The organism is Citrobacter sp. CF971 (assembly GCF_006385635.1).
Taxonomy (GTDB): Bacteria; Pseudomonadota; Gammaproteobacteria; order Enterobacterales; family Enterobacteriaceae; genus Citrobacter; species Citrobacter freundii.
Genome location: NZ_CP041051.1, coordinates 4,193,511 through 4,219,196 on the forward strand (window position 1 = coordinate 4,193,511; position 25,686 = coordinate 4,219,196).

Sequence of the window (25,686 nt, forward strand, 5' to 3'; positions counted from 1 at the left end):
AGAGCAGCAGAAATGTTACGTCAATCACAGCACCAGAATTAAAATAAAACAGTGATTGAGAAAATTTAAAAATAGGGTTTATAAATTACCATTCGGCGGCAAAAATTTAAATTTATTGCACTATGACTTTATCCTCACCGCAAGAACGTCTGGAGCTGATCGCCCTTAATGATGCGGTTGCGTCGTTCAGCCGTTTATTCGCCAATACGGTGCGTTATCACCACTGGCATCAGTGTCTGGAAGTGCTGTATGTGGAAGAAGGCTTTGGCGTGGTTACGGTTGACCATAAGCAATACACCATGCGACCGGGACGAATGTTCTTTTTCCCGCCGTTTACCCTACACAAGATCTGGGTCGATGAGCAGGCGCGGGATGGTTATCGACGTACCATTATTCATCTCGATCAACATGCGGTACTGAAGGTGCTGCGCGACTTGCCTCATACTCAACAGCATCTGCAAAATCTGAGCATTCGCGGCAGTGAAGCATGGGTCGTCGACGCGGCGGATGTTCATCCACATGTTGATTTTCTCTTCAGCCGTTATGAAAAAATGGCCGCTCAAAAACCGCTGAGCACTGAGCAGGTTGCCTGTCTGTTAGTCAATTTATTCAGCCTGTTACCCGACGATAATGGCAATATGCCGGAAATTAGCAGCGGAATTGCCAGTCAGGTGATGTTCTGGCTGGATGAACATTACACTCACAAATTTAGTCTGGCAGCGCTGGCGCAGGAGCTGAATAAATCAAAAAGCTATGTATCCCGCCGCTTCCAGATGGAAACGGGCGAGAGCATTCTCGACTATCTCAATACGCTGCGGTTACGCAAAGCCTGTGAAGCGCTGTTACACAGTGAAATCAGCGTGCGGGAGATTGCTCAAAAGGTGGGATTTTCAGAGGTAACATACTTCATCAGCGCCTTCGGTAAAGGCATTGGCGAGACGCCGTTGCAGTATCGCAAGCGGCATAAACAATAACGCCGGAAAGCACGTTGCTTTTCCGGCATTCAACGGTCAATTAGCCTTCGAGATCCGCCAGGTCGCCTTTCTCTTGCAACCAGTTACGACGGTCTTCAGAACGCTTCTTGGCCAGCAGCATATCCATCATTGCGTTGGTACGCTGATCGTCTTCATCATCGATAATGAGCTGCACCAGGCGACGGGTGTTCGGATCCAGCGTGGTTTCACGAAGCTGCATCGGGTTCATTTCACCCAGTCCTTTAAAGCGCTGCACGTTCGGCTTACCTTTCTTGCGCTTTAACTGCTCCAGTACGCCCGCTTTCTCTTCTTCCGTCAGCGCGTAATACACCTCTTTACCGAGGTCGATACGGTATAACGGCGGCAGCGCCACGTACACGTGACCGTGTTTCACCAGCGTGCGGAAGTGTTTCACAAACAGTGCGCACAGCAGCGTGGCGATGTGCAGACCATCGGAGTCCGCATCCGCCAGGATACAGATCTTACCGTAACGCAACTGGCTCAGATCGTCGCTGTCCGGATCGATACCGATCGCCACCGAAATATCGTGCACTTCCTGAGACGCCAGAACTTCATCAGAAGAGACTTCCCAGGTATTGAGGATCTTACCTTTGAGCGGCATGATCGCCTGATATTCACGATCGCGCGCCTGTTTGGCGGAACCACCTGCGGAGTCACCTTCGACGAGAAACAGTTCGGTGCGGTTAAGATCCTGTGCAGTACAGTCCGCCAGTTTACCCGGCAGCGCCGGACCGCTGGTCAGCTTTTTACGCACCACTTTTTTCGCCGCACGCAGACGACGCTGGGCGCTGGAAATCGCCATCTCAGCCAGCAGTTCGGCTGACTGTACGTTCTGGTTCAGCCACAGGCTGAAGGCATCTTTCACCACGCCAGAAACAAACGCCGCACACTGACGCGAAGAGAGGCGTTCTTTGGTTTGTCCGGCAAACTGCGGATCCTGCATTTTTACCGACAGCACGTAAGCACAGCGATCCCAGATATCTTCCGCCGACAGCTTCACGCCGCGCGGCAAAATATTGCGGTATTCGCAGAACTCGCGCATCGCATCCAGCAGACCCTGACGCAGACCGTTGACGTGCGTCCCGCCCTGCATAGTTGGGATCAGGTTCACATAGCTTTCGGTCAGCAGCTCACCGCCTTCCGGCAGCCAGAGCAGCGCCCAGTCCACCGTCTCCGTCTCACCGCTGAAATTACCGATAAACGGTTTTTCCGGCAGCGTCGGTAGGCCATTCACCGCTTCGCTCAGATAGTCATTCAGACCATCCTGGTAGCACCAGCGCTGTTCGCTGTTGTTGACCTCATCCTTGAAGGTGATTTCAACGCCCGGGCATAGTACCGCTTTGGCTTTCAGTACGTGCGTTAAGCGCGAAACAGAAAAACGCGGGCTGTCAAAGAAGCTTTCATCCGGCCAGAAGTGCACGCTGGTCCCGGTATTGCGTTTGCCGCAGGTACCGACAACCTGTAAATCCTGCACTTTATCGCCATTCTCAAACGCGATGTTGTATACCTGCCCATCGCGGCGTACGTTCACTTCCACACGTTTGGACAGGGCGTTAACAACGGAGATCCCCACACCGTGCAGACCACCGGAGAACTGGTAGTTCTTGTTGGAGAACTTGCCGCCCGCGTGCAGACGACAGAGGATCAGCTCAACCGCCGGAACGCCCTCTTCAGGGTGAATGTCTACTGGCATGCCGCGTCCGTCATCAATGACTTCCAGAGACTGGTCGGCATGTAAGATCACGTCCACGCGTTTCGCGTGGCCCGCCAGTGCTTCATCCACACTGTTATCAATCACTTCCTGTCCAAGATGGTTCGGACGGGTCGTATCGGTGTACATCCCAGGGCGACGGCGTACCGGCTCAAGCCCAGTGAGTACCTCAATGGCATCAGCGTTATAAGTTTGCGTCATGGTTTAAATAAGCAATTCGAATTGATCGTCAGAAACTGTGCAGTCCAAGGAAATCGACAATCGGGTTGAAATAATCTTCGAAGCCCGTGAATGCGTGGTTTCCGCCCTCAATAACTGTCTGACGGCAGGAGGCGTAATACGCCACCGCCTGGCGGTAGTCCAACACTTCATCGCCCGTTTGTTGGAGCAGCCAGATCAAATCCGGCGCTTCCAGCGGGTCAATCTGCATGACTTTAAGATCGTAAATATGGCGTGACTCTAGCACATATTGCTGCCCCGTGTAGGGGTTCTCGTTTTGACCGAGATAGTCGACCAGCAGTTCATAAGGCCGTACAGCAGGGTTCACCACCACTGCCGGCAGCATAAAACATTGCGACAGCCAAGTGGCGTAATAACCACCTAATGAGGAGCCGACAATCCCCAGCGACTCTCCGCCATGTTCAAGAATGATCGATTCCAGCATCTCTGCGGCCTGGGCCGGATACGGCGGCAGCTGCGGTACGATCATCTCAACGTGCGGATGGTGCTCCGCCAACCAGTTTTTCAGCAAACACGCCTTCGCCGAACGAGGAGAGCTATTAAATCCGTGAAGATAGAGAAGCGTAGACATCAGTAGCCTTCTGAAGCGGTATCAGGGTGGAACCGATTACCCTGCAGACGACGTACCTGAGTCTGCAACGTCCCGTCAGCAAAAAGCTCCAGCGTCCGCCAGCCGGGGCTGATGGTATCCAATGTGAAGTTGGAACAGTGCGGCTTAAACTGCACGCAGGTCGATGGCGTCGCCAGCAGGCGGCGTCCGTTCCAGTCCAGATCCAGTTCCTGATGAATATGCCCGCACAGCAGATACTTCACGCGTGGATAATTCACCAGCACGTTATCCAGCTCAGCGGCATTGCGCAGGCTATGCTGATCGAGCCAGCTACAACCCGCAGGCAGAGGATGATGATGCAGAAGCAGCAAGGTATTACGCTCTGGTGCATCAGCAAGTTTACGCTCCAGCCATTCGAGCTGGAATTCACTTAATTCACCGTGGGGAACGCCGAACACCTGGCTGTCGAGCAACAATATTTGCCACTGCTCACCGATGAAAACACGCTTGGCAGGGGAAATTCCCGCGTCCTGCAGCGCGCTGTACATTGCCGGCTGAAAATCGTGATTGCCCGGTAGCCAAACGCAGGGCGCACGAAAGCTTGCGATGCCCTCAGCAAAATGCTGATAGGCCGCAGCGGATTGATCCTGCGCCAAATCACCCGTCGCGACGATCAGATCGTACTCAGGCGACTCTGCATGTATGGCATCCAGTACGGATTGATAACTGTCCCAGGTATTCACACCCAGCAGCGTTTCATGCTTTTCGGCAAACAGGTGAGTGTCTGTAATTTGTAAGATCCTGACTCTGGCCTCACCAGCCAAAGGAAGGGTTAACAGGCTTTCCAAATGGTGTCCTTAGGTTTCACGACGCTAATAAACCGGAATCGCCATCGCTCCATGTGCTAAACAGTACCGTAGCCAGTCGGCCAGAAACTGATTAATTTGATGCTTTTCGTCGCGTTGATGCAACTTTTTATTTGGATAATCATACCGCGCTTTGAAGCGAAAGATCTGCTGACTTGAACACACTTCAGCCACCCTCGCGTCATGATACAGGCGCACGGTCAATGACGGCAGGCTCTAGTATGTGACAGCCGGCGCTGTTTGTTCGATCGCGACAAGCGTAGTGTATCGGGTCGATTCAACGATCGTTAACCGATATTGTGCGTTTGCTACCTGATAGCTCACTGTTTCACCGGCTGCATCATTACGTGGCAGCAGGCGGCGCAATTGCGAATAGTTGGTTTCGCACAGGCGCATCATTTCAGGAAAGTCAGGTGTGTAACGCTTCATTTTTTCCACTCAGTTTTTAACTCTTGATAGTGCAGCTGTAACCATTGCAAGGCGATGACAGAAGCCGCGTTGTCGATTTTCCCCTCTTCTACCCATTGATAAGCCTGCTCCCGGCTCACCACATGAACACGAATATCTTCGTTTTCATCAGCCAGACCATGAATTCCGCTCGCGGTCGTAGCGTCCACTTCGCCAACTAAAATAGACAGGCGCTCACTGGTGCCGCCAGGGCTTGCCAGATAGCTCAGAACGGGTTTCGTACGTTTAACGTCCAGTCCGGCTTCTTCCATCGCTTCACGACGGGCCACATCTTCAACGGTTTCGCCCTCTTCGATCATTCCGGCTACCATTTCCAGTAGCCACGGGCTTTCGCTGGTATCAAACGCCGCGATACGTATCTGCTCGACCAGTACAACTTCGTCCCGCTCAGGGTCAAAGGGTAGCAAGACTGCCGCGTGTCCGCGCTCAAAAATTTCGCGCTTTACCTCACCGCTCATTCCACCGTTAAACAGGCGATGGCGGAACCGATAAAGATCCAGTGAAAAAAAACCGCGGTATAGCGTTTCTCGTGCAATAATTTCTACATCATTTTTAGTGAAAGTCATTGGTAAGTTGTCTGGTTTACGCATTGTGCTGTCCTGAAACCAATAGTGATTAAAATGTGAATTTCAAGGTCGTTTGACTGATGTTTGAACGCCCTTGTGTTAAATTGATGCAAATTAACGCCGTATGGCACGTAACGCCAACTTTTTGCAGTGGCGGATTCTGCTAGAATCAGCAAATATTTTTACATTTGATCAGCGCTAAATACTGCTTCACAACAAGGAATGCAAATGAAGAAATTGCTCCCCATCCTTATCGGCCTGAGCCTGTCGGGGTTCAGTACTTTGAGCCAGGCAGAAAACCTGATGCAGGTTTATCAGCAAGCACGCCTGAGCAACCCGGAATTGCGTAAATCCGCCGCCGATCGCGATGCTGCATTCGAAAAAATTAACGAAGCGCGTAGTCCATTACTGCCGCAACTGGGTTTAGGTGCCGATTACACCTACAGCAATGGCTACCGTGATGCAAACGGCGTCAACTCCAATGCCACCAGCGCGTCATTACAATTGACTCAGACGCTGTTCGACATGTCTAAATGGCGTGCCCTGACGCTGCAAGAAAAATCAGCGGGCATCCAGGACGTAACGTATCAGACCGATCAGCAAACGCTGATCCTGAATACCGCTACGGCCTATTTTAACGTACTGAACGCGATTGATGTGCTGTCTTACACCCAGGCACAGAAAGATGCGGTTTATCGTCAGTTAGATCAGACCACTCAGCGTTTTAACGTTGGTCTGGTCGCCATCACTGACGTGCAGAACGCCCGTTCACAATACGACACCGTGCTGGCGAACGAAGTGACCGCGCGTAACAATCTGGATAACGCGGTAGAACAGCTGCGTCAGGTGACCGGTAACTATTACCCGGAACTGGCTTCGCTGAACGTTGATGGTTTCAAAACCAACAAACCGCAGGCGGTGAATGCGCTACTGAAAGAAGCGGAAAACCGCAACCTGACTTTATTGCAGGCGCGTTTAAGCCAGGATCTGGCGCGTGAGCAGATTCGTCAGGCACAGGATGGTCACTTACCAACGCTGGATTTAACCGCCTCTACCGGGGTATCTGACACCTCGTACAGCGGATCTAAAACCAACAGCTCCCAGTATGACGACAGCAACATGGGCCAGAACAAAATCGGTCTGAGCTTCTCGCTGCCGCTGTACCAGGGCGGGATGGTTAACTCGCAGGTGAAACAAGCGCAGTACAACTTTGTTGGCGCGAGTGAACAACTGGAAAGCGCACACCGCAGCGTGGTGCAGACCGTTCGTTCTTCATTCAACAACATTAATGCTTCTATTAGTAGCATTAACGCGTACAAACAAGCGGTTGTCTCTGCTCAAAGCTCATTGGATGCGATGGAAGCCGGTTATTCCGTAGGTACACGTACCATTGTGGATGTGTTGGATGCCACCACCACGCTGTACAACGCCAAACAGCAACTGGCAAATGCGCGTTATACCTATCTTATCAATCAGTTAAACGTCAAATCTGCGCTCGGTACGCTGAACGAGCAGGATTTGGTGGCACTGAACAATACGCTGGGTAAACCGGTATCCACAACGCCGGATACCGTAGCACCGCAAAATCCACAACAAGATGCCGCCGTGAATGACTTTAACGGCACTGGCAATTTGCCTGCGGCTCAGCCGACAGCAGCACGTTCAACCAGCAGCAACGGCAACAACCCGTTCCGTAACTGATGCTGATGACGGGGCTTCGGCCCCGTCTGAACGTAAGACAACGTAAAGATCCGCCCCTTCCTGCGCATTCTCGCCTCTTCCCGCTTCAATTTCGACCAGTCATCCTCTATCCTGAGCATTATTTACTGTGTTTACCACTAGGTCCTGGAAGACAAAAATGAAACGGACAAAATCTATACATCACGCCTCGTTCCGCAAAAGCTGGAGCGCGCGCCATCTGACTCCTGTCGCCCTGGCAGTTACCGCAGTGTTTATGCTCGCGGGCTGTGAAAAGAGTGACGAAACGGTTTCGCTTTATCAGAACGCTGACGACTGCTCTGCAGCGAATCCAGGTAAAAGCGCCGAATGTACTACCGCGTTTAACAATGCGCTGAAAGAAGCTGAACGTACCGCGCCAAAATACGCCACTCGTGAAGACTGTATCGCTGAATTCGGCGAAGGCCAGTGCCAGCAGGCTCCTGCGCAAGCAGGTATGGCGCCGACCGGTGAAGGTCAGGCTCAGGCGCAGAATCAAAGCAGCGGCAGCTTCTGGATGCCACTGATGGCAGGCTACATGATGGGCCGACTGATGGGTGGCGGAATGGGCGCTCAGCAACCGCTGTTTAGCTCGAAAAACCCAGCCAGCCCGGCTTACGGCAAATACACAGATGCCAGCGGTAAAAACTACGGCGCAGCAACGCCGGGTCGCACCATGACCGTACCGAAAACCGCTATGGCACCGAAACCAGCCACCACCTCTACCGTAACCCGCGGCGGATTTGGTGAGTCTGTGGCCAAACAGAGCACCATGCAGCGTAGCGCAAGCGGCACCACCACACGTTCAATGGGTGGCTGATCGTCATGGAAAGAGTCAGTATTGTTGAGCGCCCGGACTGGCGCGATAAAGCCACCGAATACGGTTTTAATTTTCACACTATGTACGGCGAGCCGTACTGGTGTGAAGACGCGTACTACAAACTCACCCTTGCTCAGGTTGAAAAGCTGGAAGAGGTCACCGCAGAGCTGCATCAGATGTGCCTCAAAGTGGTGGAAAAGGTCATTGCCAGCGATGAGCTGATGACCAAGTTTCGCATTCCGAAGCATACCTGGGGTTTTGTCCGCCAGTCCTGGCTGACACAGCAACCGTCGCTCTATTCACGTCTCGATCTGGCGTGGGATGGAACCGGTGAACCCAAACTGCTGGAAAATAACGCTGATACGCCAACCTCGCTGTACGAAGCCGCGTTTTTCCAGTGGATCTGGCTGGAAGATCAGCTCAATGCGGGCAACCTGCCGGAAGGCAGCGATCAGTTCAACAGTCTGCAGGAAAAGCTTATCGAGCGTTTCACCGAGCTGCGTGAACAGTATGGTTTTCAACTGCTACATCTGACCTGCTGTCGTGATACGGTGGAAGATCGCGGTACGATCCAGTATCTGCAGGATTGCGCGGCCGAAGCTGAGATCGCTACAGAATTCCTCTATGTAGAAGATATTGGTCTTGGTGAAAAAGGCCAATTCACCGATATGCAGGATCAGGTGATCGCTAACCTGTTCAAGCTCTATCCGTGGGAATTCATGCTGCGTGAAATGTTCTCCACCAAGCTGGAAGACGCTGGCGTTCGCTGGCTGGAACCCGCCTGGAAGAGCATTATTTCCAATAAAGCACTGTTACCGCTGTTATGGGAAATGTTCCCGAATCATCCGAACCTGCTGCCAGCGTATTTCGCCGAAGACGACTACCCACAGATGGATAAATTCGTTGTCAAACCGATCTTCTCGCGCGAGGGAGCTAACGTCTCCATCATTGAGAACGGTAAAACGATCGAATCTGTGGAAGGACCGTACGGTGAAGAAGGCATGATCGTGCAGCAGTTCCATCAGCTACCGAAGTTTGGCGACAGCTATATGCTGATTGGCAGTTGGCTGATCAACGATCAACCCGCAGGGATCGGCATTCGTGAAGACCGCGCGTTGATCACGCAGGATCTGTCACGTTTCTATCCGCATATTTTTGTCGAATGATTGAGAGTGCCGGGTGGCGGCTCCGCCTTACCCGGCCTACGGCACGAACTTAATGCCCGGTAAGCGTAGCGCCATCGGGCGTTCATCACCCAACCTGCACCGACAACATACTTAAACTTCCCATCTCGATACCATCTACAGGGATCGTAACAGACTCTTTACCATCCCATGCCCCGAGAACATACAGCAGCGGCAGATAGTGATCTGGCGTCGGGTTCGACAACGATCCACCTTCATGATCGAGATAGTTCACCAGCGGGTGCTGCTCAACCGGTCCCTGCCATGTCAGGTGAGCCTTAACATAATCATTGAATGAGGTTGCCCACGGATATGGCGTGTTCTCACCGTGCCAACGCGCAGTACGCAGGTTATGCACCACGTTACCACTGGCCACCAGCATAATACCCTCATCACGCAGTGCCGCCAGCTTGCGGCCCATCTCAAAATGCCAGGCCGCCGGTTTTGTACTATCGATGCTTAACTGCACCATCGGGATGTCGGCATTCGGGTACATCTTGATTAGTACGCCCCAGGAACCGTGGTCAAAACCCCACGCCTCTTTGTCTAACGCGACGGGTACAGGAGCAAGTAAATCAACCAGGTGCTGCGCCAGTTCTGGCGAGCCCGGAGCCGGGTAATGGGTGTCATACAGGGCTTGCGGAAAACCGCCGAAATCGTGGATCGTTTTAGGCGCTTCCATCGCTGTCACACCCGTTCCACGAGTGAACCAGTGCGCCGAGACCACCACAATGGCTTTCGGACGCGGCAACGTTTCCCCCAGTTGCTGCCAGGCACGGGTATAAACGTTATCTTCCAGAACATTCATCGGGCTACCGTGGCCCAAAAACAATGCTGGCATACGAGTTGAAGACATGATGATATCCTTACTGAGGGAGTCATTTTGATACCATTACAATACGCTTATTCGGTTGATGAAGAACTCAGATAACCATGATGAAGATCATCAGTTATTTTGACGATCTAGTCCGGAAAGCAGATTGATAAGGAGTTTTATTTGTCGATGTCAGTACCTTTACTTCTGACTTTACTGGCAGGTGCCGCCACGTTTATCGGCGCATTTCTCGGCGTGTTAGGGCAAAAGCCTTCCAACCGCGTTCTCGCCTTTTCTTTAGGCTTCGCTGCCGGGATTATGCTACTGATCTCTCTAATGGAAATGCTACCTGCTGCGCTGGCCGCTGAAGGCATGTCGCCAGTGCTGGGCTACGGAATGTTTATCGTCGGCTTGCTGGGCTACTTTGGCCTGGACCGTCTATTGCCGCACGCGCACCCTCAGGATCTGGTACAAAAAACAACGCAGCCTCTACCCGGATCCATTAAACGCACCGCGATTTTATTAACGCTCGGCATCAGCCTGCACAATTTTCCGGAAGGGATTGCGACGTTTGTTACCGCCAGCAGCAACCTCGAGCTGGGCTTTGGTATTGCGCTTGCCGTCGCATTACACAATATTCCTGAAGGATTAGCCGTTGCAGGTCCGGTCTATGCAGCAACGGGCTCCAAACGTACGGCGATATTCTGGGCCGGGATCTCGGGCATGGCAGAAATACTGGGCGGCGTACTGGCGTGGTTAATTCTGGGGAGTCTCATCTCGCCTGTGGTGATGGCGGCAATAATGGCGGCAGTCGCGGGTATTATGGTGGCGCTGTCAGTCGATGAATTGATGCCACTGGCAAAAGAGATCGACCCAAATAATAATCCCAGCTATGGGGTCCTGTGCGGAATGTCGGTGATGGGGTTAAGTCTCGTCATCCTCCAGTCCATGGGAATCGGATAATCCAGAGGGCGGATGCCACCCTGCTATTTTACAGCATCCGCTCATCCATAGCAGAACGTGAAGGACTATTCCTGTTCCTTAATCACGCTGTTATCTTCACCAGAACGTCGGAAGAGTTTGTTTCGCGCCTCAAGCAATGCGTCTCTGTCTTGTCGGAATGCCCGACAATAACGCTTCATATGGCAATAATAACCCAATGCAACGAGTGCAATTAATACGATCCAATACCAGGCAATAAACATTCTTTTACCCTTAACATTTAACATCATTAAACATTTAACGTTAAAATTTTACATAAACTTATTCTGACATACCCCTATAGTGGCATATTTCAGAAACAAATATATGATTTCGATCATATAAACCAGCAGCTATACCAATAGCTAAAACAGTTATAAAAAATAAAACTCTGTCGACGAGATCACACTAAGCAATAATAAACATTGTCCTTAAAATACCTCACTCATACTATCCAGAAAACAATAAAAATTAGATTTTGTAGAATAATACACTTCATCAATATTTATATACCCACAATAAAAGTGACATCAGTAGTACCATTTTCATTTTTAGCCATATCGTAAAAACATAATATATTCAGTGAAATTATATTTAAAGTTAATATAAGGAGATATATCCATGTTTAGACAATACCGAAAAACACTTCTCGCTGGCACACTCGCACTGACGTTTGGATTAACCGCTGGAAATTCGTTTGCCGCAGGTTTTCAACCCGCTCAACCTGCGGGAAAACTGGGGGCAATAGTGGTTGACCCATATGGAAACGCCCCGCTTACCGCACTGGTTGAATTAGATAGTCACGTTATTTCAGATGTCAAAGTCACCGTTCATGGTAAAGGTGAAAAAGGGATTCCTGTGACATATGCCGTGGGCAAAGAGTCACTCGCTACCTACGATGGCATACCTATTTTTGGCCTTTATCAAAAGTTTGCCAATAAGGTCACCGTTGAATATAAAGAAAATGGCAAAGCCATGAAGGATGATTATGTGGTGCAAACGTCCGCCATCGTTAATCACTACATGGATAACCGTTCTATTTCCGATTTACAGCAAACGAAAGTTATTAAGGTAGCGCCTGGCTTTGAAGACCGTCTCTATCTGGTGAATACCCATACTTTCACCCCACAGGGGGCAGAATTCCACTGGCATGGGGAAAAAGACAAAAATGCCGGCATCCTGGATGCAGGTCCAGCCGGTGGCGCATTACCTTTTGATATCGCACCCTTTACCTTTGTCGTCGATACGGAAGGTGAATATCGTTGGTGGCTGGATCAAGATACCTTTTACGATGGCCATGACATGGATATCAATAAGCGCGGTTACTTGATGGGTATCCGGGAAACGCCGCGCGGCACCTTCACAGCCGTTCAGGGTCAGCATTGGTACGAATTCGATATGATGGGGCAGATTCTGGCCGATCATAAGCTACCGCGCGGCTTCCTCGACGCGTCGCATGAATCGATCGAAACAATCAACGACACCGTGTTGCTTCGCGTGGGCAAACGCGATTATCGCAAAGAAGATGGCATCCATGTGCAAACCATCCGCGATCAGATAATTGAAGTAGACAAGTCCGGTCGTGTGGTTGATGTGTGGGATCTGACAAAGATACTCGATCCGATGCGTGATGCGCTTTTGGGTGCACTGGACGCAGGCGCGGTATGCGTCAACGTTGACCTCGCTCATGCCGGTCAACAGGCGAAACTGGAGCCAGATACTCCTTACGGTGACGCCCTCGGAGTGGGTGCTGGTCGTAACTGGGCGCACGTTAACTCCATTGCCTATGATGCCAAAGATGACTCCATTATTATCTCTTCCCGCCATCAGGGTGTTGTCAAAATCGGTCGCGATAAACAGGTGAAGTGGATTCTGGCACCGTCGAAAGGCTGGAATAAGGCGCTGGCAAGCAAGCTGTTAAAACCGGTTGATGATAAGGGCAACGCGCTAAAATGTGACGAAAACGGTAAGTGCGAGAATACTGATTTCGATTTTACCTACACCCAACACACCGCATGGCTCTCGAGCAAAGGGACATTAACCATCTTTGACAACGGCGATGGTCGTGGGCTCGAACAACCGGCATTGCCGACGATGAAATATTCCCGTTTCGTCGAATATAAAGTTGACGAGAAAAAAGGAACCGTTCAGCAAATTTGGGAATACGGCAAAGAACGCGGCTACGATTTCTATAGTCCCATCACCTCGGTTATCGAATATCAGAAAGACCGTGACACCATGTTTGGCTTTGGTGGCTCAATTAATTTATTTGACGTTGGACAACCAACCATCGGCAAGATCAACGAAATTGATTATAAGACCAAAGAAGTCAAAGTTGAGATTGATGTTCTTTCAGATAAGCCGAACCAAACGCACTACCGTGCATTACTGGTCCGCCCACAACACATGTTTAAATAATCGCGTTAGATTAAGGATTAATTATGTCATCTAAATGGATTACTTCATTATTTAAAAGCGTGATATTAACCGCCGCACTTGCCTCGTCGTTTGCCGCCTCCGCTTTTACAGAAGGCACTGATTATATGGTTTTAGAGAAACCGATTCCTAATGCTGATAAGACGTTAATAAAAGTATTCAGCTACGCCTGTCCGTTCTGTTACAAATATGATAAAGCCGTGACTGGCCCGGTTTCTGAAAAAGTTGCCGATCTCGTCACCTTCACACCATTTCATCTGGAAACCAAAGGGGAATATGGTAAACAGGCCAGTGAAGTTTTTGCAGTAATGATTGCTAAAGATCAGGCAGCAGGGATTTCATTATTTGATGCCAAATCACAGTTCAAAAAAGCGAAATTCGCTTATTACGCTGCTTACCACGACAAGAAAGAGCGCTGGTCAGATGGTAAAGATCCGGCCGCATTCATTAAAACAGGCCTGGATGCTGCAGGCATGAGCCAGGCAGATTTTGACGCCGCGCTGCAAGATCCCACCGTTCAGCAAACGCTGGAGAAATGGAAAGCGGCATACGACGTCGCCAAAATTCAGGGGGTTCCGGCTTACGTCGTTAACGGTAAATACCTGATCTACACCAAGAGTATCAAATCCATTGACTCCATGGCTGAGCTTGTCAGAGAGCTGGCAACAAAATAAACAGGGACGAGGCTATGGTTTTCATAAAAGGATTGTGGCGGGACTTACGTACCACGCCGGTTGATACGCTGGTGAGATGGCAGGAACGGCGCTTTCTGTGGCTACTGATGGCCTGCGCGATGGGCGGGTTAATAATATTGGCCCACTCGTTTTTCCAAATCTATCTCTATATGGCCCCCTGCGAGCAGTGTGTCTACATTCGCTTTGCCATGTTTGTGATGGTTTTCGGTGGATTGATCGCGGCAATAAACCCTAAAAATGTTGTTCTGAAGCTTATTGGCTGCATTGCGGCATTTTACGGCAGCATCATGGGCATTAAGTTCTCGCTCAAACTCAATGATATTCATCATGCGGTACATAGCCCGGATTCGCTGTTTGGCGTCCAGGGGTGTTCCACCGATCCGACATTCCCTTTCAATTTGCCGCTGGCAAACTGGGCTCCGGAGTGGTTTAAACCCACTGGAGATTGCGGCTATGATGCCCCCATAGTGCCTGATGGCGTGGCACTCAGCAGTACGCAAAAGTGGTTTATCGATCTATACCAACAGTCTGAAGGCTGGTATCTGCTTCCACCGTGGCAATTTATGAACATGGCGCAGGCATGCCTGCTAGCCTTTGGCTTATGTTTATTGCTGTTGGTGATAATGAGCGGCGCATGGGCATTGAAACTGGCCAGGGCCAAATAATTTGAGCAAAAATAAAAAAACCGAAGCCTGGAAGATGGCTTCGGTTTTTTATGCTTACCACAACTAACGTGGTAATAGTCTATTAGCTGGCTTTGCGCTCGTGCGCCTGACGATAAGCCACTAAATCTTCGATAGTGACTACAGCCATATTATGCTTGCCAGCAAATTCGATACACTCTGGCGCACGCGCCATGGTGCCATCGTCGTTGGTCAGTTCGCACAGCACGCCTGCCGGTTTAAACCCTGCCAGCGTCATCAGGTCGATGGTCGCTTCAGTATGACCACCGCGGGTCAACACGCCGCCAGCCTGAGCACGCAGCGGGAAAACGTGCCCCGGACGGTTAAGATCGGAAGGTTTAGCGCCATCCTTAATTGCCGCACGCACCGTAGTAACACGGTCTGCTGCGGAAACACCGGTGGTCACGCCCTCTGCTGCTTCAATGGTGACAGTAAAGCCCGTACCGTAAGCACTGGTGTTATTTTCCACCATCATTGGCAGATCGAGCTGCTTACGTCGATCTTCAGTGATGCACAGGCAAACAATACCGCTACCGTGACGGATGGTCAGTGCCATCTGTTCAACGGTCATGGTCTCTGCCGGGAAAACCATATCGCCTTCGTTTTCACGGTCTTCGTCGTCAAGCACCATTACACCGCGTCCTTCACGCAGCGCAGACAGCGCATGTTCAACACGTTCGAAAGCCGTACCAAAAGAGGAAAGTAGCGTCTGATTCATGGTAAAAAAACCTCACTAAAATTATGGTTACCAGAATCAGGGCAGTCTTAGGAGTACCGTCTAAGCGGCAAAAAAATAACGTGAGCGGGTCCATGCCCGACTGGATCGTTACTCTCTCCCATCCGGACTCTAACCGTCGGCCCCGGAATTACACCGGATCTGCTGACCTTTTTGCCGTAACAAAAAGCGCTCGCGGGCTTTCAACATCAGTTGATTTACCGCCGGTGGGGAATTTCGCCCCGCCCTGAGAATAAGCGGGTTAACTATAACGCTATTGATTACCTTCATCAACGCCTTTACTCGTCTTAGCTTCACACAATTCTGGTTTATGCCTGTGCCAGTTCGCACTACAATAAGCAGCAACACGTACCAGTTCAGGGAAACCACAATGATTGACCCGAAAAAAATTGAGCAGATTGCTCGTCAGGTTCACGAGTCGATGCCGAAAGGGATCCGCGAGTTTGGCGAAGACGTCGAGAAGAAAATTCGTCAAACGCTGCAGTCACAGCTGACCCGTCTGGATCTGGTAAGCCGTGAAGAATTCGATGTACAGACTCAGGTTTTATTGCGCACACGTGAAAAGCTGGCGCTGCTTGAGCAACGTCTGACTGAGCTGGAATCGCGTGAAAAAACGGCAGAAGTTAAACCTGCCCCCGCGATCCCGTCAGTCGATCCGCAAGAGTAAAACGACAACGGGCCGCAAGGCCCGTTTTTCTGTTAGTGTTCCAGTTCTAGCTTCCTGGCTTCCGTCGCCTGCTGGCAGTACAGCGCATAGCGTTTGCAAAACCAGCTTCGATGTTCTTCATCCATGTTCCCGGTTATCGCCTGGATATCAACGGGATGGCCCTCAGCCTGCATTCTGGCAAAACTACGGGCCAGGAAATCGAAATTGTTCATTGAATACATGTTGCTGTTCATGAGCATACCCTCCAGTTATTGAATATCTGCTAAGGCCATATGCTTTTTCTAATTTCAGTATTTCCCTGGATACGAAGTTATTCTGTACATATTGTGCGCAAAAAAACCGCCTGCTTCACAGTTTCCTACGAAATCTAAGAGGGGGATGAGCCCCTTTTCGGATTAAAGACCAGGGTAACGCATGTTATTGTAACGTCATGTAAAAGTAAGAGGTAAAACCATTACTTTTGACACGGACAGGGAACGCAGTAACAGGAGGAAACAACTTGGCATTATTCACGGATTACAACAGCCCCTACCTGTTTGCTATTTCATTTGTACTGTTGATTGGCCTACTGGAAAGCATCTCTCTTATTTTTGGCCATTTTCTTTCAGGTGCGCTTGATGCTCACCTCGAACATTACGATGCCCTGACTTCCGGCAATATCGGCCAGGCGCTTCACTATCTCAATATCGGGCGGATCCCGGCACTGATCGTACTGTGCTTACTCGCTGGCTTCTTTGGACTCTTCGGCATCCTCCTTCAGCATGGCTGGGTCACGCTGTGGCAAGCACCGCTCAGCAACCTGCTGCTTGCTCCGGTGAGCTTTATTCTTGCGGTCTTCGCCGTGCATTACAGCGGAAAAATCATTGCTCCCTGGCTGCCGCGGGATGAAACCACCGCCCTCGCTGAAGATGAATTTATCGGCAGCATGGCGATTATTACCGGACATTCCGCAAGTGCCGGAACCCCCTGCGAAGGCAAATTTACCGATAAGTTCGGGCAGACTCACTATGTGCTGCTGGAGCCTGAAGCGGGCAAAGAATTCAAAAAAGGAGACAAGGTGCTGATTATCTGCCGACTCTCCGCAACGCGTTACCTGGCCGAGCTAAACCCCTGGCCGACTGTTTTATAATTTTATACAGAGGGATCTTATAGATGGATGATGTTTTTGGCATGTTACCTTCATGGATGTTTACCGCCATTGTGGCGGTGGTCGTCTTAGTAATTATCGGGATTATTTTTGCCCGCCTGTATCGCCGCGCATCTGCTGAACAGGCGTTTGTGCGTACCGGCCTTGGTGGACAAAAAGTGGTAATGAGCGGCGGCGCAATTGTCATGCCTATCTTCCACGAAATTATTCCTATCAACATGAACACCCTCAAACTTGAGGTGAGCCGTTCAACTGTCGACAGTCTCATCACCAAAGACCGTATGCGCGTGGATGTCGTCGTCGCCTTTTTCGTGCGTGTAAAACCGTCTGTTGAAGGGATTGCTACCGCCGCACAGACGCTGGGACAGCGGACGCTGTCACCAGAGGATTTACGTGTGCTAATAGAAGATAAGTTTGTTGATGCCCTACGTGCCACTGCGTCGCAGATGACCATGCATGAACTGCAGGATACGCGTGAAAACTTCGTTCAGGGCGTACAAAATACCGTCGCGGAAGACCTGTCCAAAAACGGCCTGGAACTGGAGAGCGTTTCACTCACCAACTTTAACCAGACCGAAAAAGTCCATTTCAACCCGAATAACGCCTTTGATGCCGAGGGTCTGACCAAGCTGACCCAGGAAACAGAACGCCGTCGTCGCGAACGTAACGAAGTCGAGCAGGACGTAGAAGTTGCCGTTCGTGAGAAAAACCGTGATGCGCTGGCACGCAAGCTGGAAATCGAACAGCAGGAAGCCTTCATGACGCTCGAGCAGGAGCAACAGGTGAAGACCCGCACGGCCGAGCAAAACGCCAAAATTGCCGCCTTCGAAGCCGAACGTCATCGTGAAGCTGAGCAGACGCGCATTCTTGCCGAACGCCAGATTCAGGAAACAGAAATCGAGCGCGAACAGGCGGTGCGATCCAGAAAAGTCGAGGCCGAGCGTGAAGTTCGCATTAAAGAAATCGAACAACAGCAGGTAACGGAGATTGCTAATCAGACAAAATCTATCGCCATTGCCGCCAAGTCCGAACAGCAGTCTCAGGCTGAAGCACGCGCTAACGATGCGCTAGCCGAAGCGGTTCGCGCCCAGCAGAACGTAGAAACCACCCGCCAGACCGCAGAAGCGGATCGAGCCAAACAGGTGGCGTTGATTGCCGCAGCTCAGGATGCAGAAACCCAGGCGGTTGAACTGACCGTCCGGGCAAAAGCGGAAAAAGAAGCCGCAGAATTGCAGGCGGCGGCAATTGTGGAACTGGCCGAAGCCACGCGGAAAAAAGGTCTGGCGGAAGCCGAAGCCCAGCGTGCGCTGAACGATGCCATCAACGTGCTTTCCGACGAACAGACCAGTCTGAAATTTAAGCTGGCCCTGCTGCAGTCCCTGCCAGCAGTCATTGAGAAATCCGTTGAGCCAATGAAATCTATCGATGGGATCAAGATTATCCAGGTTGATGGTCTGAATCGTGGCGGCGCCGTCGGTAAAGTGACCGCAGGTAACGTAACCGGAGGGAATCTGGCTGAGCAGGCATTATCCGCCGCCCTTGCCTATCGTACACAAGCGCCGCTGATTGACTCGCTGTTAAATGAAATTGGTTTGTCCGGTGGTTCGCTGTCGGCACTGGCCGATCCGCTGAAAAACAGTCCACAGCCTGTTGAGAAAACGACTGAAGAATAAGAAACAGAAATGCCGGATGGCAACGCTTACGCGTTTTATCCGGCCTACAACCTCGTAGGCCGGACACCGCCATCCGACAAACATTCCAATTGCTATTTATCGCTGTCTTTCTGGATCTTCTTGATGATATTGGTCGTTGAGCAGCCATCTTCGAAGTTCAGCACCAGCACTTCACCGCCGTTCGCCCATACCTCTTTGCTGCCCGCAATATCTTCTGGCTTATAGTCACCGCCTTTGACCAGCAGATCCGGCAGGATGCCGGCGATCAGACGCTGCGGTGTATCTTCTTCAAAAGAGACCACCCAGTCGACGGATTCCAGCGCGCCCAGCACGATCATGCGCTGTTCCAGCGGATTGACCGGACGCGTTTCGCCTTTCAGACGTTTGGTCGACGCATCACTGTTTACCGCCACGATCAGGCGATCGCCCAGCTTGCGCGCATTTGCCAGATAGGAAACGTGGCCCGCATGCAGGATGTCGAACACGCCGTTAGTCATCACCACTTTCTCACCGCGCTTGCGGGCGCTGGCAACGGCCTGTTTCAGCTCAGATTCGCTCATCACGCCAAAACCAGTATCAGCCCGACCACGCACCGCGTTTTCCAGTTCAATCGGGGAAACGGTGGAGGTTCCCAGTTTACCGACCACAACACCGGCTGCAGCGTTGGCAAAATAGCACGCCTCTTCCAGTGTGTTACCCGCCGCCAGCGTCGCCGCCAGCACGCCGATTACCGTATCGCCCGCACCGGTCACGTCATACACTTCCTGCGCCTGCGTCGGCATATGCAGTGGCGATTTGCCCGGTTGCAGCAACGTCATCCCCTGTTCTGAACGGGTAATCAGCAGTGCGGAAAGGTCGAAATCAGCAATCAATTTCATGCCGCGCTCAACCAGTTCATCTTCGCTTTTGCATTTACCCACTACCGCTTCAAACTCAGACAAGTTCGGCGTTAGCAGCGTTGCGCCTCGGTAACGTTCAAAATCGGTCCCTTTCGGATCGATAAGTACCGGCACGCCAGCCTTACGCGCCAACGCAATCATCTGCTGCACGCTTGCCAGCGCGCCTTTGGCGTAGTCGGAAAGCACCAGAGCGCCAATAGAACCCAGCGCCTGATTAATACGCTCGTGCAGCGGCTGCGGATCCACGCCTTCAAAACCTTCTTCAAAATCCAGACGAATCAACTGCTGGTTGCGGGAAAGCACGCGCAGTTTGGTGATTGTCGGATGTGTCGGCACGGAAACGAAGTCGCATTTTACGTTCACATCCGCCAGCGTTTTGCTCAGCGCACGCGCCGCGTCGTCGATACCGGTCAAACCCACCAGACGGGAATTTGCGCCCAGAGAGGCAATGTTCATCGCCACGTTTGCTGCGCCACCGGGACGTTCTTCGATGGTATCGACCTTCACCACCGGAACCGGCGCTTCAGGTGAAATACGGCTGGTAGGGCCGTACCAGTAGCGATCCAGCATCACATCACCGACAACCATGACTCCTGCACGTTCAAACTCTGGCAGCGTTACTTTCATTCCTGTCTCCTGAGAGATTCTCTGAGGGTCTTAAAATTTGCGCGCGATAATAGCACACTTCACTCGGCAACCAGCCACTTCTGCCAGCTGTCACGCACTAGCGTACGTTCAGCGTCAAAGTGCTCCAGCGCCACATGGCCCGGAAGTTCCTGCAACGCAAGATGGTGAAGTTCATCACGCAACGTCGTATAAGCACGGGTAAGCGCCAGCGCTTCCTGCTCGTCCATAATGTCGTTTTGCGCCAGTAATTCCAGAATGCGCACATTATCCGACCAGCGCGTCAGCTTCGGTTTTTCATGCGCATAGCGCAACACCAGATACTGCGTAATAAACTCTATGTCTGTGATGCCACCTTCATCCGCTTTAATATCAAAACGATCCCGATGCTTATTGCCCAAATGGGCGCGCATTTTCTCACGCATTTCACGCACGTCGGTCTGCAAGGTTTTCCCATCACGGACGAGGGTCATGATATCGCGACGAATCGCATCAAACTGAGAGGTCAACTGCGGGTCGCCATATACCACACGAGCACGCACCAGCGCCTGATGCTCCCACGTCCAGGCTTCGTTGCGCTGGTAATCGTCGAAAGCGTCGGTTGATGTCACCAGCATTCCCGCCGCGCCGGATGGACGCAGCCGCGCATCCACTTCGTACAAAATACCGGACGAGGTGCGGGTGCTGAAAAGGTGCATAATGCGCTGCGACAGACGCAGATAGAACTGTCGCCCGTCAATCTCACGCTCACCGTCCGTCATCACGTCCATCGGGCAATCATGCAGGAAGATCAAATCAAGATCCGAACTGTAACCCAGTTCCCAGCCACCCAGTTTGCCATAGCCGACGACGGCAAAACCGCGCCCCTCACGTTCGCCAAGATGGGTAGGTTGGCCGTAGCGAGCAACCATCTGCGTCCACGCCTGCTGGACTACCGCATCAATAATCGCTTCCGCCAGCCAGGTTAAATGGTCGCTCACCTTCATCACCGGCAGCGTACCGGCGATATCAGCCGCGGCAATACGCAGTAGCTGCGTTTGTTTAAACTGGCGCAGTGCCTCCAGTTGCTGCTCTTCGTCATCTTCCGGCACACGCAGCAAATACTGGCGCAGCTCATCACGGTAGGCGTCCGTCGCGGTAGGTTGATACAGGGTATTCGGATCCAACAGTTCATCGAGCAACAACGGATACCGCGCCAGCTGGCTGGCGACCATCGGCGAGGCCGCACAGAGCGAAATCAAATGCTTCAGCGCCCCGGGGAATTCGCTCAGCAGTTCCAGATAGGTCGTGCGAGTCACAATACCCACCAGCAGCGGTGTAATGCGTGACAGCGGGACTGAGGCGTCGTCACGCGTACAGACATCGCTCAGCAGATGCGGCATTAAATGATCCAGCACCTGGCGTCCACGCGGGCCAATGGTGCGTTTATCCAGCTCTTTGCGGAAATCAGCAATCAGAGACAGCACGCGCCGCCGATCGTCATCCGCCAGATGCGTCAGCACTGGCGTGGTGTCATCTTCCTGTAAGGCGTCCTGCCACAATTCGCGCCACTGTTCTGAGAGCGACTCTTCCTGGGTTTCAGCTTCGTCATCGCCAATCAGCTCGTTGAAGACCCGGCGCACATTGTCCATATGATTGGTCAGCACATCGGTTAACTGCTGCCAGTCATCAACGTTCATCCCCCACGCCAGCCGCGCGCGATTCAGTTCATCACCCGGCAGCGTCTGGGTCTGCTCATCATTGATACTTTGCAGCAGGTTTTCCAGGCGGCGTAAATAGAGATAGGCTGCGCGCAGTTGTTCCGCGTCGGTATCAGAAAGCAAGTGCAGCGCATTGATGGCGCTAAGCGTCGGTAACAGCGAGCGGGATTGCAGCGATGGCTCGCGCCCACCGCGAATCAGCTGGAATACCTGCACGATAAATTCGATTTCACGAATGCCGCCCGCCCCTAGCTTGATGTTATCTTTCAGGCCACGACGGCGTACTTCACGCGCAATCATCCCTTTCATGTTACGCAGCGACTGGATCACGCTGAAATCAATATAGCGACGGAAGACAAAAGGCCTCAGCATGGCACGAAGCTCGCTGACGTATGTACCGTCGGCATCGCCCATAATGCGGGCTTTAACCATCGCATAGCGTTCCCAGTCGCGCCCTTGTTCCTGGTAATAATCCTCCAGCGCGGAGAAGCTCAGCACCAGCGGGCCGCTGTCGCCAAACGGGCGTAAACGCATATCCACCCGATAGACAAACCCATCCATTGTGGGCTGATCCAGCACTTTGATAAGCCGCTGGCCCATACGGGTAAAGAACTGCGCGTTATCCAGCTCGCGACGCCCACCCTGTGTGCTGCCGTGTTCCGGCCAGGCAAAAATCAGGTCGATATCGGAGGAAAAATTCAGCTCGCCGCCGCCCAGTTTCCCCATGCCTAAAATCAGCAGCGGCTGCGCCACACCTTCAGGATTACACGGCGTTCCCCATTCGCGACAGCAGGCTGCGTACAACCAGTCGCGCGCGGCAACGATCAACGTTTCAGCCAGATGACTTAGCTGCTGCAAAATACTCTCTTCGGTCACCAGCGACAGCGTCTGTGCCCAGGCGATACGCACCATAATGCGACGACGAAACAGGCGTAACTCACGCATCAGTGTGTTTTCGTCACTAACGTCAGCCAATGCTTGCTGTAACCAGTTGGCATAGTGTTGCCATTCATCCGCCAGGGGTGGAGTGCTTTCCAGCTCAGCCAGCCATTCGGGATGGGCAATAATGCTGTCACGGACAAAATCACTGAATGTAAGTACTGACTTCGCCTGAACGCTAAGCGAGGACTCAGATATTGCTGCTGGCAGCCGCTCAACAACGGTCGGCCAGTACTGCTGTAACGGTGAAGAGAGCTGCTTCATTTACGGGTTATCCTTTGAATGGTGCCGGATGCGTCTTTTCGCCTTATCCGACCTACATGACAGTTACACACATCGCGTAGGCCTGATAAGCGCAGCGCCATCAGGCATCCCGGCCTCGGCCCTGATTATCGTTTTCCGCTGTGCAGCCAGAACGGTTCCAGCGCGATCGCCTCGTTGCGGAAGTGTTCAATTTCAATATATTGGTTGGCCGCAATGGCGCGACGTAAGCCCTGCCAAGTAGCGATCCATTCTGATGCGACATTTTCGTCGTAGTATCCCGCCAGCATCAGCATGCTATCAATGTTGCGCGTCAAACGTGGAAGCTGATCGGCGTACTGATCGCCCAACGGCTGCGCAAAAGCGGTTTTCAGCTCAGCGGCATGGCGTGAAAGATGGGTATCAGAGAAGCGCTTAAAGGAGTCGGCAATTTTGCCCTGCGCCTTCGCATCCAGGAACGGCTGCCATCCTTTGGTCACCAGCCATTCGGTCAGCGCCAGCTTGGCCATTGCCGTTTGCGTACTGTAAACCGCCGAAATAGCAGAAACGTCCGACGTAATGATCGCTTCCGATTGGGTCAGCAAATCACGTAAGTGAGCGCTCGCTTTTCGTGGCACATTACCGCCAAACAACATCAGAATGTGACGCACCAGCCCCATTGCCGCCAGCACCTCGGCTTTCGCCCCTTTAACGCCGCGTACCCACAGCTCTTCGTGGTACTGCCACTGTGATAATGCCAGCTCCAGCGCCGCTTCCAACCCCTGCTCAATGCTTGCCTTCGCCGGAACCTTCAAAATCCGCGTCGGTTTGAGTTCGCGCGGCGCATTCCCCAGGGCCAAATGATAACCGCGCGCGGCTTTGCTCAAACTGCCCTGGCGTAAACCGGTTTGCGAAACCAGCTGGTTTGCCAGCTTCAGTACCGCACGGGTATCGCCGCTTAGCAGTTCAAGTTCAAGCTCACAGATAGGTTCTGCAAACTCGCCCGCTTTCACTTCCCCCACATCGAGGGCCATTTCAATCCGGCTGCCATCAACATCAACCAACCATTTCTCACGGAAAAAATCGGTGCTGAACAACGGCTGCACTTGAGAAGCAAGTTCAGCGGGCAGTTTGCCATCAGGCCAGACTTCCGTTGGGAACAAGGCGAGATCCAGCTCAGGCGCGTCCAGCGCAACGTTAAATTCCGGTCGTTGATGCAGACCGCCCGTCACGCGTCCGGCAATTTTCATGGTCATTTCGTAATGACCGTTTTCACCGCGAATACGCAGCCCCATATCGTGACCACGCAACCACGCATCCGGCGTTTCGTAGTAAATATTTAGTAACTGGCTGGGTGCATGATGCTCTCCCCCCAGCGTATTCAGACGTTCACGTAGCGCATCGACAGCGTCACTATTAACGATAAATTTTAATTCGATTTCCTGGGCCATGGTCTTGTACTTATGGGTTATGTCACAGTTGAGAAAACTGACTGCGAACTAAGTTCGTTCTTTATGGTCAGTAGATAGTATTTTGCGCCAAATTGCCATGCAACGAGCAATTTGACGGGCGTAAAAGTTTCGAGTGGTGGCAAAAAGGACACAGATGATTCCGATTGATGTCGAATGCTTTGCGTAGAGACACTGATGCCACTACTATCGTTCCACTTTCTATGACAATAACGACAGCCTGATGCCAAAATTACGCCTGATTGGATTAACTTTACTCGCACTTAGCGCCACTGCAGTCTCTCATGCCGAAGAAAAGCGCTATGTCTCTGACGAACTGAACACCTGGGTCCGCAGCGGTCCGGGAGATAATTATCGCCTCGTGGGTACGGTTAACGCCGGCGAGGAAGTCACGCTATTACAGACCGATGCCAACACCAACTACGCCCAGGTGAAAGACAGCACCGGACGTACCGCCTGGATCCCACTGAAAGAGCTGAACAGTACGCCGAGCCTGCGTACCCGCGTTCCCGACCTGGAAAACCAGGTTAAGATCTTGACCGATAAGCTCAATAATATCGATACCACATGGAATCAGCGTACCGCCGACATGCAGCAAAAGGTAGCGCAGAGCGACAGCGTGATTGACGGGCTGAAACAAGAAAACCAGAAGCTGAAGAACGAACTTATCGTGGCGCAAAAGAAGGTGAGCGCAGCCAACCTTCAGCTTGATGACAAGCAGCGTACTATCATCATGCAATGGTTTATGTATGGCGGCGGCGTGCTGGGTCTTGGTCTGCTGCTCGGTCTGGTTCTGCCACACATGATCCCAAGCCGTAAACGCAAAGATCGCTGGATGAACTGAATCGCCTTCTCCGCCACACTGAC

The 25,686-nt window shown here is 51.9% G+C and carries 22 protein-coding genes, 1 pseudogene and 1 riboswitch; of the genes and pseudogenes, 12 read left to right on the forward strand and 11 right to left on the reverse strand.

Annotated elements, in window-relative coordinates:
- Positions 1 to 122: 122 nt before the first annotated feature.
- Positions 123 to 974, forward strand: coding sequence for an AraC family transcriptional regulator (locus E6P06_RS23775; RefSeq protein ID WP_046670287.1), 852 nt, complete (start codon positions 123 to 125; stop codon positions 972 to 974).
- A gap of 40 nt (positions 975 to 1,014) precedes the next feature.
- Here the strand turns inward: E6P06_RS23775 and parE are convergent, their stop codons facing one another.
- From parE to nudF, 5 genes and pseudogenes are all read right to left on the reverse strand, one after another.
- The gene (gene parE, locus E6P06_RS23780; protein ID WP_003024571.1) at positions 1,015 to 2,907 is read right to left on the reverse strand and encodes a DNA topoisomerase IV subunit B; all 1,893 of its coding nucleotides are present in this window, start codon (positions 2,905 to 2,907) and stop codon (positions 1,015 to 1,017) included.
- 28 nt (positions 2,908 to 2,935) lie between these two features.
- A complete protein-coding gene (yqiA, locus tag E6P06_RS23785; protein ID WP_003024575.1) occupies positions 2,936 to 3,517 on the reverse strand; it encodes an esterase YqiA in 582 nt (193 codons plus the stop codon).
- Positions 3,517 to 4,344 carry a 3',5'-cyclic-AMP phosphodiesterase gene (cpdA, locus tag E6P06_RS23790; protein WP_003838143.1) on the reverse strand — a complete coding sequence of 276 codons (828 nt, stop codon included), beginning with the start codon at positions 4,342 to 4,344 and terminating at the stop codon, positions 3,517 to 3,519. The genes yqiA and cpdA overlap by 1 nt, the downstream gene beginning before the upstream one ends.
- A 24-nt stretch (positions 4,345 to 4,368) precedes the next feature.
- Positions 4,369 to 4,791, reverse strand: a pseudogene (locus tag E6P06_RS23795) (DUF1249 family protein).
- Positions 4,788 to 5,420: an ADP-ribose diphosphatase gene (gene nudF, locus E6P06_RS23800; protein WP_003024585.1), complete on the reverse strand. Its 633-nt coding sequence runs from the start codon at positions 5,418 to 5,420 to the stop codon at positions 4,788 to 4,790. Before nudF ends, E6P06_RS23795 begins: the two are co-directional and overlap by 4 nt.
- A gap of 198 nt (positions 5,421 to 5,618) precedes the next feature.
- Here nudF and tolC point away from each other — a divergent pair, with 198 nt between their 5' ends.
- The 3 genes from tolC (at position 5,619) to E6P06_RS23815 (ending at position 9,098) form a co-directional block, all read left to right on the forward strand.
- Positions 5,619 to 7,097, forward strand: a complete 1,479-nt coding sequence (gene tolC / locus E6P06_RS23805) for an outer membrane channel protein TolC (RefSeq protein WP_085951568.1) — start codon at positions 5,619 to 5,621, stop codon at positions 7,095 to 7,097.
- A 157-nt stretch (positions 7,098 to 7,254) separates the two neighbouring features.
- A complete protein-coding gene (locus tag E6P06_RS23810; protein ID WP_003024591.1) occupies positions 7,255 to 7,932 on the forward strand; it encodes a DUF1190 family protein in 678 nt (225 codons plus the stop codon).
- A 5-nt stretch (positions 7,933 to 7,937) separates the two neighbouring features.
- Positions 7,938 to 9,098, forward strand: coding sequence for a glutathionylspermidine synthase family protein (locus E6P06_RS23815; protein WP_003024594.1), 1,161 nt, complete (start codon positions 7,938 to 7,940; stop codon positions 9,096 to 9,098).
- Positions 9,099 to 9,183: 85 nt separating this feature from the next.
- Here the strand turns inward: E6P06_RS23815 and ygiD are convergent, their stop codons facing one another.
- Positions 9,184 to 9,972 carry a 4,5-DOPA dioxygenase extradiol gene (gene ygiD, locus E6P06_RS23820; RefSeq protein WP_049002555.1) on the reverse strand — a complete coding sequence of 263 codons (789 nt, stop codon included), beginning with the start codon at positions 9,970 to 9,972 and terminating at the stop codon, positions 9,184 to 9,186.
- Positions 9,973 to 10,119: 147 nt separating this feature from the next.
- Here ygiD and zupT point away from each other — a divergent pair, with 147 nt between their 5' ends.
- The 4 genes from zupT to dsbI all read left to right on the forward strand — a co-directional run bounded on the left by zupT (position 10,120) and on the right by dsbI (position 14,707).
- Positions 10,120 to 10,893: a zinc transporter ZupT gene (zupT, locus tag E6P06_RS23825; RefSeq protein WP_003024600.1), complete on the forward strand. Its 774-nt coding sequence runs from the start codon at positions 10,120 to 10,122 to the stop codon at positions 10,891 to 10,893.
- A gap of 639 nt (positions 10,894 to 11,532) precedes the next feature.
- Positions 11,533 to 13,329 carry an aryl-sulfate sulfotransferase gene (locus E6P06_RS23830; protein WP_096889910.1) on the forward strand — a complete coding sequence of 599 codons (1,797 nt, stop codon included), beginning with the start codon at positions 11,533 to 11,535 and terminating at the stop codon, positions 13,327 to 13,329.
- Between the two features lie 23 nt (positions 13,330 to 13,352).
- Positions 13,353 to 14,021, forward strand: coding sequence for a thiol:disulfide interchange protein DsbA/DsbL (locus tag E6P06_RS23835; protein WP_003838133.1), 669 nt, complete (start codon positions 13,353 to 13,355; stop codon positions 14,019 to 14,021).
- A 14-nt stretch (positions 14,022 to 14,035) separates the two neighbouring features.
- Entirely contained in the window at positions 14,036 to 14,707 is a 672-nt protein-coding gene (dsbI, locus tag E6P06_RS23840; protein ID WP_003838131.1) for a protein-disulfide oxidoreductase DsbI, read from the forward strand.
- A gap of 82 nt (positions 14,708 to 14,789) precedes the next feature.
- On the opposite strand, the gene ribB is transcribed toward dsbI, so the two are convergent.
- Positions 14,790 to 15,443 carry a 3,4-dihydroxy-2-butanone-4-phosphate synthase gene (gene ribB / locus E6P06_RS23845; protein ID WP_139935793.1) on the reverse strand — a complete coding sequence of 218 codons (654 nt, stop codon included), beginning with the start codon at positions 15,441 to 15,443 and terminating at the stop codon, positions 14,790 to 14,792.
- Positions 15,444 to 15,549: 106 nt separating this feature from the next.
- Positions 15,550 to 15,699: riboswitch (FMN riboswitch) on the reverse strand.
- A 132-nt stretch (positions 15,700 to 15,831) separates the two neighbouring features.
- On the opposite strand from ribB, the gene ubiK reads away from it, so the two are divergent.
- Complete coding sequence (gene ubiK, locus E6P06_RS23850) at positions 15,832 to 16,128, forward strand: ubiquinone biosynthesis accessory factor UbiK (protein ID WP_003024618.1); 297 nt, start codon at positions 15,832 to 15,834, stop codon at positions 16,126 to 16,128.
- A 32-nt stretch (positions 16,129 to 16,160) separates the two neighbouring features.
- Here ubiK and glgS read toward each other — a convergent pair whose 3' ends face one another.
- A complete protein-coding gene (glgS, locus tag E6P06_RS23855; RefSeq protein WP_019077704.1) occupies positions 16,161 to 16,367 on the reverse strand; it encodes a cell surface composition regulator GlgS in 207 nt (68 codons plus the stop codon).
- Between the two features lie 260 nt (positions 16,368 to 16,627).
- Between glgS and E6P06_RS23860 the strand changes: the two genes are divergently transcribed.
- Positions 16,628 to 17,257 carry an OB-fold-containig protein gene (locus tag E6P06_RS23860; RefSeq protein WP_139935794.1) on the forward strand — a complete coding sequence of 210 codons (630 nt, stop codon included), beginning with the start codon at positions 16,628 to 16,630 and terminating at the stop codon, positions 17,255 to 17,257.
- A 23-nt stretch (positions 17,258 to 17,280) separates the two neighbouring features.
- Positions 17,281 to 18,948 (forward strand): flotillin family protein, encoded by a 1,668-nt coding sequence (locus E6P06_RS23865; RefSeq protein WP_139935795.1) that lies wholly within the window; start codon positions 17,281 to 17,283, stop codon positions 18,946 to 18,948.
- 92 nt (positions 18,949 to 19,040) lie between these two features.
- Here E6P06_RS23865 and hldE read toward each other — a convergent pair whose 3' ends face one another.
- The 3 genes from hldE to E6P06_RS23880 form a co-directional block, all read right to left on the reverse strand.
- Positions 19,041 to 20,474: a bifunctional D-glycero-beta-D-manno-heptose-7-phosphate kinase/D-glycero-beta-D-manno-heptose 1-phosphate adenylyltransferase HldE gene (hldE, locus tag E6P06_RS23870; protein WP_003838125.1), complete on the reverse strand. Its 1,434-nt coding sequence runs from the start codon at positions 20,472 to 20,474 to the stop codon at positions 19,041 to 19,043.
- Between the two features lie 59 nt (positions 20,475 to 20,533).
- Positions 20,534 to 23,374, reverse strand: a complete 2,841-nt coding sequence (gene glnE, locus E6P06_RS23875) for a bifunctional [glutamate--ammonia ligase]-adenylyl-L-tyrosine phosphorylase/[glutamate--ammonia-ligase] adenylyltransferase (RefSeq protein ID WP_003846303.1) — start codon at positions 23,372 to 23,374, stop codon at positions 20,534 to 20,536.
- Positions 23,375 to 23,499: 125 nt separating this feature from the next.
- Positions 23,500 to 24,801: an inorganic triphosphatase gene (locus E6P06_RS23880; protein ID WP_048232820.1), complete on the reverse strand. Its 1,302-nt coding sequence runs from the start codon at positions 24,799 to 24,801 to the stop codon at positions 23,500 to 23,502.
- A 241-nt stretch (positions 24,802 to 25,042) separates the two neighbouring features.
- Between E6P06_RS23880 and E6P06_RS23885 the strand changes: the two genes are divergently transcribed.
- Positions 25,043 to 25,663: a TIGR04211 family SH3 domain-containing protein gene (locus E6P06_RS23885; protein WP_003024650.1), complete on the forward strand. Its 621-nt coding sequence runs from the start codon at positions 25,043 to 25,045 to the stop codon at positions 25,661 to 25,663.
- Positions 25,664 to 25,686 lie beyond the last annotated feature (23 nt).